7 protein-coding genes are annotated in these 8,012 nt (G+C 64.4%); 5 read left to right on the plus strand and 2 right to left on the minus strand.

Going from position 1 to position 8,012, the window contains the following annotated elements; translation table 11 throughout:
* Positions 1-346 precede the first annotated feature (346 nt).
* Positions 347-1,438, plus strand: a complete 1,092-nt coding sequence (locus EN879_RS15805) for a 3-deoxy-7-phosphoheptulonate synthase (RefSeq protein ID WP_063169772.1) — start codon at positions 347-349, stop codon at positions 1,436-1,438.
* Positions 1,439-1,472: 34 nt separating this feature from the next.
* On the opposite strand, the gene EN879_RS15810 is transcribed toward EN879_RS15805, so the two are convergent.
* Positions 1,473-2,108 carry a LysE family translocator gene (locus EN879_RS15810; protein WP_027161048.1) on the minus strand — a complete coding sequence of 212 codons (636 nt, stop codon included), beginning with the start codon at positions 2,106-2,108 and terminating at the stop codon, positions 1,473-1,475.
* Between the two features lie 129 nt (positions 2,109-2,237).
* Here EN879_RS15810 and EN879_RS15815 point away from each other — a divergent pair, with 129 nt between their 5' ends.
* A complete protein-coding gene (locus EN879_RS15815) occupies positions 2,238-2,939 on the plus strand; it encodes a YafY family protein (protein ID WP_063169771.1) in 702 nt (233 codons plus the stop codon).
* 11 nt (positions 2,940-2,950) lie between these two features.
* On the opposite strand, the gene EN879_RS15820 is transcribed toward EN879_RS15815, so the two are convergent.
* Complete coding sequence (locus tag EN879_RS15820) at positions 2,951-4,060, minus strand: Gfo/Idh/MocA family oxidoreductase (protein WP_013528369.1); 1,110 nt, start codon at positions 4,058-4,060, stop codon at positions 2,951-2,953.
* Positions 4,061-4,215: 155 nt separating this feature from the next.
* Between EN879_RS15820 and EN879_RS15825 the strand changes: the two genes are divergently transcribed.
* The 3 genes from EN879_RS15825 to EN879_RS15835 all read left to right on the plus strand — a co-directional run.
* A complete protein-coding gene (locus EN879_RS15825; protein ID WP_024502014.1) occupies positions 4,216-5,061 on the plus strand; it encodes a MurR/RpiR family transcriptional regulator in 846 nt (281 codons plus the stop codon).
* Positions 5,062-5,202: 141 nt separating this feature from the next.
* Positions 5,203-7,137: a 5-dehydro-2-deoxygluconokinase gene (iolC, locus tag EN879_RS15830; protein ID WP_063169770.1), complete on the plus strand. Its 1,935-nt coding sequence runs from the start codon at positions 5,203-5,205 to the stop codon at positions 7,135-7,137.
* A 34-nt stretch (positions 7,138-7,171) separates the two neighbouring features.
* Positions 7,172-8,012 (plus strand): thiamine pyrophosphate-binding protein (locus tag EN879_RS15835; protein WP_245493825.1); only part of this gene is annotated, 841 nt, incomplete at its 3' end.

Here is an 8,012-nt window from a genome sequence, read left to right on the forward strand (position 1 = left end):
CCGCGACGGAGCTTCGCTCCTGCTCCGCCCAGGGATGACGAAATTTGGGTGCTTCGGCCATCCCGAATTGTCTCCGCATCAGGGCACGTGACAAGTGCCTCCGCATCGACTATATGAGCCTCATGATCAACCTGACCGTCACATATTGGTACTTTAGGAGCTCGCTGGCGGCGGGAGGATTGCGCTCGATCTGAAGATTGCAGCAACAAGATCCGAACAGCCGCCATACCTGGCGGCTTTTTTGTTTTCAGCCGGCAGGTTTCCTCTAAATCAAAGGGGAGCATGATGTCGTCCGAAAACCGCTTCACACTTTTCGGCATCATGCTCTCGACAGGAGCAGAAAGCCGTGTTGACCACCACAGACGACCTCCGGGTCAAGGAAATCCGAGAACTGAGCACACCGGACGAGGTGATGCGGGAGATACCGCGCACTTTGACGGCGACGCGCACCGTCAGCGCATCGCGCAATGCAACCCATGCCATCTTGAACGGGACCGACGACCGGCTGCTCGTCATCGTCGGCCCGTGTTCGATCCACGATCCGGTCGCGGCCGTCGATTACGCCAGCCGTCTCGCGGCGCTGCGCGAGAGCCTGTCGGACCGGCTGGAGATCGTGATGCGGGTCTATTTCGAAAAGCCGCGCACGACGGTCGGCTGGAAAGGCCTGATCAACGATCCCCACCTCGACGGCAGCTTCAACATCGACAAGGGGCTGCGGATGGCACGCAATGTGCTGTCGGCCGTCAACAATCTCGGCCTGCCGGCTGCGACCGAATTCCTCGACATGACCACCCCGCAATACATTGCCGACCTCGTCGCCTGGGGCGCGATCGGCGCGCGCACGACCGAGAGCCAGATCCACCGCGAACTGGCCTCGGGCCTCTCCTGCCCGGTCGGCTTCAAGAACGGCACCGACGGCAATCTGCGCATAGCCGCCGAGGCGGTGAAATCCGCCGCGCAGCCGCATCATTTCATGGCGGTGACCAAGGGCGGGCGCAGCGGCATCGCCACGACCACGGGCAATGAGGACTGCCACGTTATCCTGCGCGGCGGCGTTCAGCCGAACTATGACACGGCGAGCGTCGAAGCCGCCGCTGTGGAACTCGCCCGCATCGGCGTTGCGCCCCGTCTGATGATCGATGTCAGCCACGCCAACTCGGCCAAGAAGCCCGAGAACCAGCCCAAGGTGGCGGCAGATGTCGCCGGCCAGGTCGCGGCAGGCGACGAGCGCATCATCGGCCTGATGATCGAGAGCAATCTCGTCGCCGGCCGGCAGGACGTGGTGCCGGGCAAGCCGCTGGTCTATGGCCAGAGCATCACCGATGGCTGCATCGACTGGGCGACCACCGAGACCGTGCTGCACGGCCTTGCCGGCGCCGTCGAGTGGCGCCGCTCGGCACGCCGCGCCATGATCGACAACCGGCAGGGAGCTGCCTGACAGGGCATAGGGAAGTGGGCGGCGGTGACCGGGATTACGCCGCCCTTAATCCTTCCCATGCCGTGAACACCGATACGGCAAAGAGCAGCAGTCCGGCCGCGCGGCCGGCAAAAATGGTCGCCCGCGGATTGGCGATCAGAAGGTTGCGGCTGCGGCCGGCCGTGATAGCCAGCCCGCCATAGATCGCAGCCTGCGTCACCACGGTCAGCAGCCCCATGACCGTCGCCTGCATCCAGATCGGACCGTAGTCCGGTTTCAGGAACTGCGGGTAGACGGCAAGCACGAACAGGTATGCCTTCGGGTTGATCAGGCAGGTCACAAATCCCTGGCGAAACGCCTTCCATGCGGAACGGCTGCCGGCAGGCCCCTCCTGGCCGACGATGATGGAACTGCGCATCAGCGTGATGCCTATGAAGGCCATGTAGGCGGCGCCGGCAAGCAGCAGCGGCTTGAACAGGATCGGCACGAAATGCATCAGCAGGCCGACGCCGATGGCGCCGTTCAGCGTGTGCACCATGCCGCCGACCATGATGCCGCCGGTCGCGGCAAGGCCTCGGTCGCGGCCGCCGGTCAGTGCATTGGCAAGCACGAAGAGCATATCCATGCCCGGAACGGCGATGATGCCGAACAGCAGGATAAAGAAAAGCCAGAGATTTTCCGCATAGCCCATGTCAGTTGCCTGCCGCCTCGATCCGCCAAACCGCAGCGGAACCTGTTGATTTTCAATTCGATAGGCGCTCCTATAGGTCAGCCCAACTGACGATGGTGTGTCAGTTGTGATGGAAACCGGGCGAGAAAAATGCGCAAGGCGTCGCGCCTGTTCGAGATCATCCAGATCGTGCGGCTGGCGCGGCAGCCGGTGACGGCAGCGACGATCGCCGAGCGGCTGGAGGTGACGGTGCGCTCGATCTATCGCGACATTGCCGCCCTGCAGGCGATGCGCGTGCCGATCGAGGGCGGGCGCGGCATCGGCTACATCCTGCGTCCCGGCTTCGACCTGCCGCCGCTGATGTTCTCGATCGAGGAGATGGAGGCGATCGTCCTGTCGCTGGCGCTGCTGGAGCGCACCGGCGACAGCGAGCTCAAGCAGGCGGCCAAGCGCGTCAGCGCCAAGATCGCCGGCGCGGTGCCGCCGCCCTTGCGCCAGGTATTCGACGCCAATGCGCTGCACGCGTGGGGGTTCGCCGCGCCTTCGACCGGCGCGATCGACCTTGCGCTGGTGCGACGCGCCATCCGCGACGAGGAGAAGCTCGACCTCTCCTATCGAGACGAAATGGGCCGCGCCTCCGAGCGCCTCATCCGCCCGATCGCGCTGATCTACTACGCCGAAACCGCCAACATCGTCGCCTGGTGCGAGCTGCGCCAGGCGATCCGCAATTTCCGCAGCGACCGGATCGCGGATTGCCAGGCGACCGGGTTACGCTTCAAGGGCGAAGGCGACCGCTTGCGGCAGGTCTGGGTGAATGGATGGGAGACGAACGTCGCTGCCACGGCCGTCTGAGCGGGCTTATATCACCGTACGTCCACCCAGCGCTTTTCCTCGAACGAGCGCGCCATCGCGTGCACCGTGCGCTCGATCTCCAGCCCTTCGGCAAACTCGATGAGCCGCGCCGGCTTGCCTTCAAGCCGCGTCAGCAATTCGTGGCACTCGATGATCTTGAGATCGTTGAAGCCGAGGCCATGGCCCGGCGCCGGCACGAAGAGGTCATAGGGCTTGTGGTGCGGCGCCACCAGGATGGTGCGGTAGCCCTGTTCGGTCGGCCGGTCTGATGTGAGATAGAGCTGGAATTCGTTCGATCGTTCCTGGTCGAACAGGATCGACCCTTTAGAGCCGAAGATCTGGACGGCGATGCGGCCCTTGCGGCCCCAGGCTGAGCGGTTGACCAGCAGCGTGCCGGCAATGCCGTTTTCCAGATGCATCAGCACGCTGGCGATGTCGTAGGTCTCCACCGCGCGACGACCGCCGCTGGCCAGCTTGCGATCGGCATAGGGTTTAGCCATGTCGCAGATGACACTGGCGACGCGGCCGAACAGGGCCGAGACCAGAGACAGCGGATGCACGGCGAAATCGTCGAGCGCGCCATAGCCGGAAGCTGCTTCGTGCTTCCAGAAGAACAGCGCTTCGGGGTCGGCCATGAAGTCCTCGTCCATCTCGATGCGCAGATGGTTGACCTCGCCGATGATCTTCTCTTCCAGCAGCGCGCCGATATGGCGGATGGCCGGGCTCTGGATGTAGTTGTAGCCGAGGGCCGCGACCTTGCCGGACTTTTTCGCCGCGGCCGCCATCGCCTCGGCCTCGGCAAAGCTCGGCGCCATCGGCTTTTCGCACCACAGATGCTTGCCTGCTTCGAGGATGGCGACGGCCATTTCCGGGTGGAACTGGTTGGGCGTGGTCAGCGAGACGATGTCGACTTCGGGATCGTTGACGACGGCGCGCCAGTCGCCCGACGCCTTGGCGAAACCGAACTCGCCCGCCTTGCGCCGGGCAAGCTCTTCATTGACCTCGCCGAGATGGACCAGCCGTGGCTTGGCCACGTCGGGAAAGACAGCGCTGACGGCACTCCATGCGATGGCGTGACACTTGCCCATGAAACCCGTACCGATGAGACCGACGCCGACCATTTTCCGTTTCTCCACTGCTTGAAGCGCTGCGTGGATGAATTAGTCCATTTTCTCCTGAAATGGAATGTCTGCCTCATTTTTTATGGTGTTCTTGCGCAGGCTCGCTATGATGAGGCACAGAGGACGCTTCACGCATGAGCCTGGACAGAGCGACGATGGACGAACGGGTACCTCGCGATTTCGAGACGCTGCGCACCACCATCCTGGAGCGACGCGAAAGCCTGCCGAAACGCATCGCCCAGATCGCTGCCCATGCGCTCGACAATCCCGACGATATCGCCTTCGGCACCGCCGCCAGCATCGCCGCTTCGGCGGGCGTGCAGCCTTCGACCCTGATCCGATTTGCCCAGCAGCTTGGCTTCGATGGTTTCACCAGCCTGCAGCAGGTGTTTCGCGAGCGGCTGCGCGAGCGCAACTCATCCTATGACGAAAGGCTGCAGGCGCTGCGCGTCAAGGCTGAGGGAGGCGCCGGCCACCGGGCGATCTTCGACGGCTTCGTCGCCGCCGCCTCAACCTCGCTCAACGACATCTCGCGCACGCTGGACGAAGCGCATCTGGAAGACGCTATTTCCCTGCTGGCAAAGGCGGAAACCATCTATGTGCTGGCCAAGCGGCGCTCCTATCCGGTGGCGTCCTACATCGCCTATGCACTGGGCAAGCTGAAGATCCGCAACCAGCTGATCGAATCGGCGGCCGGGCTGAATGCCGAGATGATCGGCTTCGCCACGCCGGCGGATGCCGTCATCGCCATCTCCTTCTCGCCCTACGCGCCCGCCACGATCGAGGAGGCGCGCAGCATTTCGGAACAGGGCGTGCCGATCGTCGCCATCACCGACAGCTCGTTTTCGCCGCTCGCCCAGTTCGCCAAGGTCTGGTTCGAGGTTGCCGAGGCCGATTTCGCCGGCTTCCGCTCACTGTCGGCGACAATGGCGCTGGCCATGGCACTGACCGTCGGCGTCGGCGAGAAGCGGCGCGACACGGGCAGGAAGCGCAAGGCCTGATCCACCGCCGAAAAGGTACTTTTCACCGAAGGAATGCTCATTCCATATTGACTATGGATTGGAATTATTATTTCATATTCCCGGCGCCACGCTGCCGCTCGCGCGTGTACCCCAACACAACAAGGCCGACGGGAGGTTCCAATGAGCGAAGCCGTGGACGCTGAATACGCGCCGCTCGACGTCATCACCATCGGTCGCGCTTCCGTCGACCTTTACGGCCAGCAGATCGGCTCGCGGCTGGAGGACATCACCTCCTTCGCCAAGTCGGTCGGCGGCTGCCCGGCCAACATCTCGGTCGGCACCGCCAGGCTCGGCCTGCGCTCGGCGCTGCTCACCCGCGTCGGCGACGAGCAGATGGGCCGCTTCATCCGCGAGCAGCTGACGCGTGAAGGCGTCAATGTCGACGGGCTCAAGACCGACAAGGAGCGGCTAACCGCACTGGTGCTGCTGTCGGTCGAGGACGAAGGCGTCTCGCCGATGATCTTCTATCGCTCGGACTGCGCCGACATGGCGCTGGCGCCGGAAGACATCGATGAGGCCTTCATCGCCTCGGCGCGCTCGATCGTCGTCACCGGCACGCATTTTTCCAGGCCTAACAGCGATGCCGCGCAGCGCAAGGCGATCCGCATCATGAAGGCCAAGGGCGGCAAGGTGGTGTTCGACATCGACTACCGGCCGAACCTGTGGGGTCTCGCCGGCCATGCCGAAGGGTTCGAGCGCTATGTAAAATCGGACCGGGTCTCGGCGCAGCTGAAGACGGTGCTGCCCGACTGCGACCTCATCGTCGGCACCGAGGAAGAGATCATGATCGCGTCGGGCGCCGATGATTGCCTGAGCGCCTTGAAGACGATCCGCTCGCTGTCGTCCGCCACCATCGTCCTGAAGCGCGGCGCGATGGGCTGCATCGTCTATGACGGACCGATCAGCGACGATCTCGAGGACGGCGTCGTCGGCAAGGGGTTTCCGATTGAGATCTACAATGTGCTCGGCGCCGGCGACGCCTTCATGTCGGGCTTTCTGCGCGGCTGGCTGGGCGGCGAAGACCATGCGACGGCGGCGACCTGGGCCAATGCCTGCGGCGCCTTCGCCGTGTCGCGGCTGCTCTGCGCGCCGGAATATCCGACCTTCGAGGAGCTGCGGTTCTTCCTCAAGAACGGCAGCAGGCATCTAGCGTTGCGCAAGGACGAGGCGATCAACCACATCCATTGGGCAACGACGCGCCGGCGCGACATTCCCTCGATGATGGCGCTCGCCTGCGACCACCGCGTGCAGCTCGAGGATGTGGCGGCGAAGGCCGGTGCCGATCCCGCACGCATCCAGGATTTCAAGGTGCTGGCGGTCAAGGCGGCGGCGAAGGTTGCCGCCGGCCGCGACGGCTACGGCATGCTGATCGACGAGAAACACGGCCGCAAGGCGATGTTCGAATTCGCCAGGCATTCCTTCGCCTGGCTCGGGCGGCCGGTGGAGCTGCCGGGTTCGCGGCCGCTGCGCTTCGAATTCTCGCAGGACATCGGCTCGCAGCTCACCGAGTGGCCGGTCGACCATTGCATCAAATGCCTGTGCTTCTATCATCCCGACGATCCGGCGGCGCTCAAGGACGAACAGCAGCAGAAGTTGCGCGCGCTGTTCGAAGCGGCGCGGAAGGTCGGCAGGGAACTTCTCATCGAGATCATTGCCGGCAAGCATGGCAAGCTCGACGACACGACGATCCCGCGCGCGCTGGAGGAACTCTATGCGCTCGGCATCAAGCCGGACTGGTGGAAGCTCGAGCCGCAGGCGTCGAGCGGCGCCTGGGCGAAGATCGAGGCCGTGATCCTGAAGCACGACCCCTGGTGCCGCGGCGTCGTGCTGCTGGGCCTGGAAGCGCCGCAGGACGAGCTGGAAGCGGCGTTCGCCGCCACCGCCAAGGCACCCATCGTCAAGGGTTTTGCCGTCGGCCGCACCATCTTCGTCCATGCGGCCGAACAATGGCTGGCCGGCAGGATGTCGGATGACGAGGCGATCGCCGACATGGCGCAGCGCTTCGAACAGTTGACGGATGCGTGGCTTGCCGCGCGCGGCCGCAAGGCGGCATAAGAAGGCGCGGAATAGGACTGCGGAGGAAAACACCATGAGCAAGACAATCCGCCTGACGATGGCGCAGGCGCTGACCCGCTTCCTGTCGCGCCAGATGACTGAGATCGACGGTAGCAAAGTCCCGATCTTCGGCGGCGTCTGGGCGATCTTCGGCCACGGCAATGTCGCCGGCATCGGCGAGGCGCTCTATCAGGTGCGCGACGAACTGCCGACCTTTCGCGCCCACAACGAACAGGCGATGGCGCATGCGGCAATCGCCTACGCCAAGGCCAATTTCCGCCGCCGCTTCATGGCCGCGACCTCTTCGATCGGCCCCGGCGCGCTCAACATGGTGACGGCGGCGGCGCTCGCCCATGTAAACAGGTTGCCCGTCCTGTTTTTGCCAGGCGATGTCTTCGCCAACCGCATCCCCGACCCGGTGCTGCAGCAGGCCGAGGATTTTTCCGACGGCACGGCGACGGTCAACGACTGCTTCCGTCCGGTTTCGCGCTATTTCGACCGCATCACCCGGCCGGAGCAGATCATTCCTGCGCTGAGCCGTGCCATGGCCGTGCTGACCGATCCGGCCGAATGCGGCCCGGTGACGCTGTCGCTCTGCCAGGACGTCCAGGCCGAGGCCTATGACTATCCCGAGAGTTTTTTCGCGGAGCGGGTCTGGCACCAGCGCCGGCCGCGCCCGGATCGCCAGGAACTGGCGGCCGCGGTCGCCGCGCTCAAGGGTGCAAAAAAGCCGTTGGTGATCGCCGGCGGTGGCGTCCTCTATTCGCAGGCGTCGGACGAACTGGCGAAATTCGCCGAGAGCGGCGGCATCCCGGTCTGTGAGACGCAAGGCGGCAAATCCTCGCTGCCGGACAACCACCCGCTCAACATGGCGG

The organism is Mesorhizobium sp. M7A.F.Ca.AU.002.02.1.1 (assembly GCF_003998535.1).
In the GTDB taxonomy this organism is placed as follows: Bacteria; Pseudomonadota; Alphaproteobacteria; order Rhizobiales; family Rhizobiaceae; genus Mesorhizobium; species Mesorhizobium ciceri.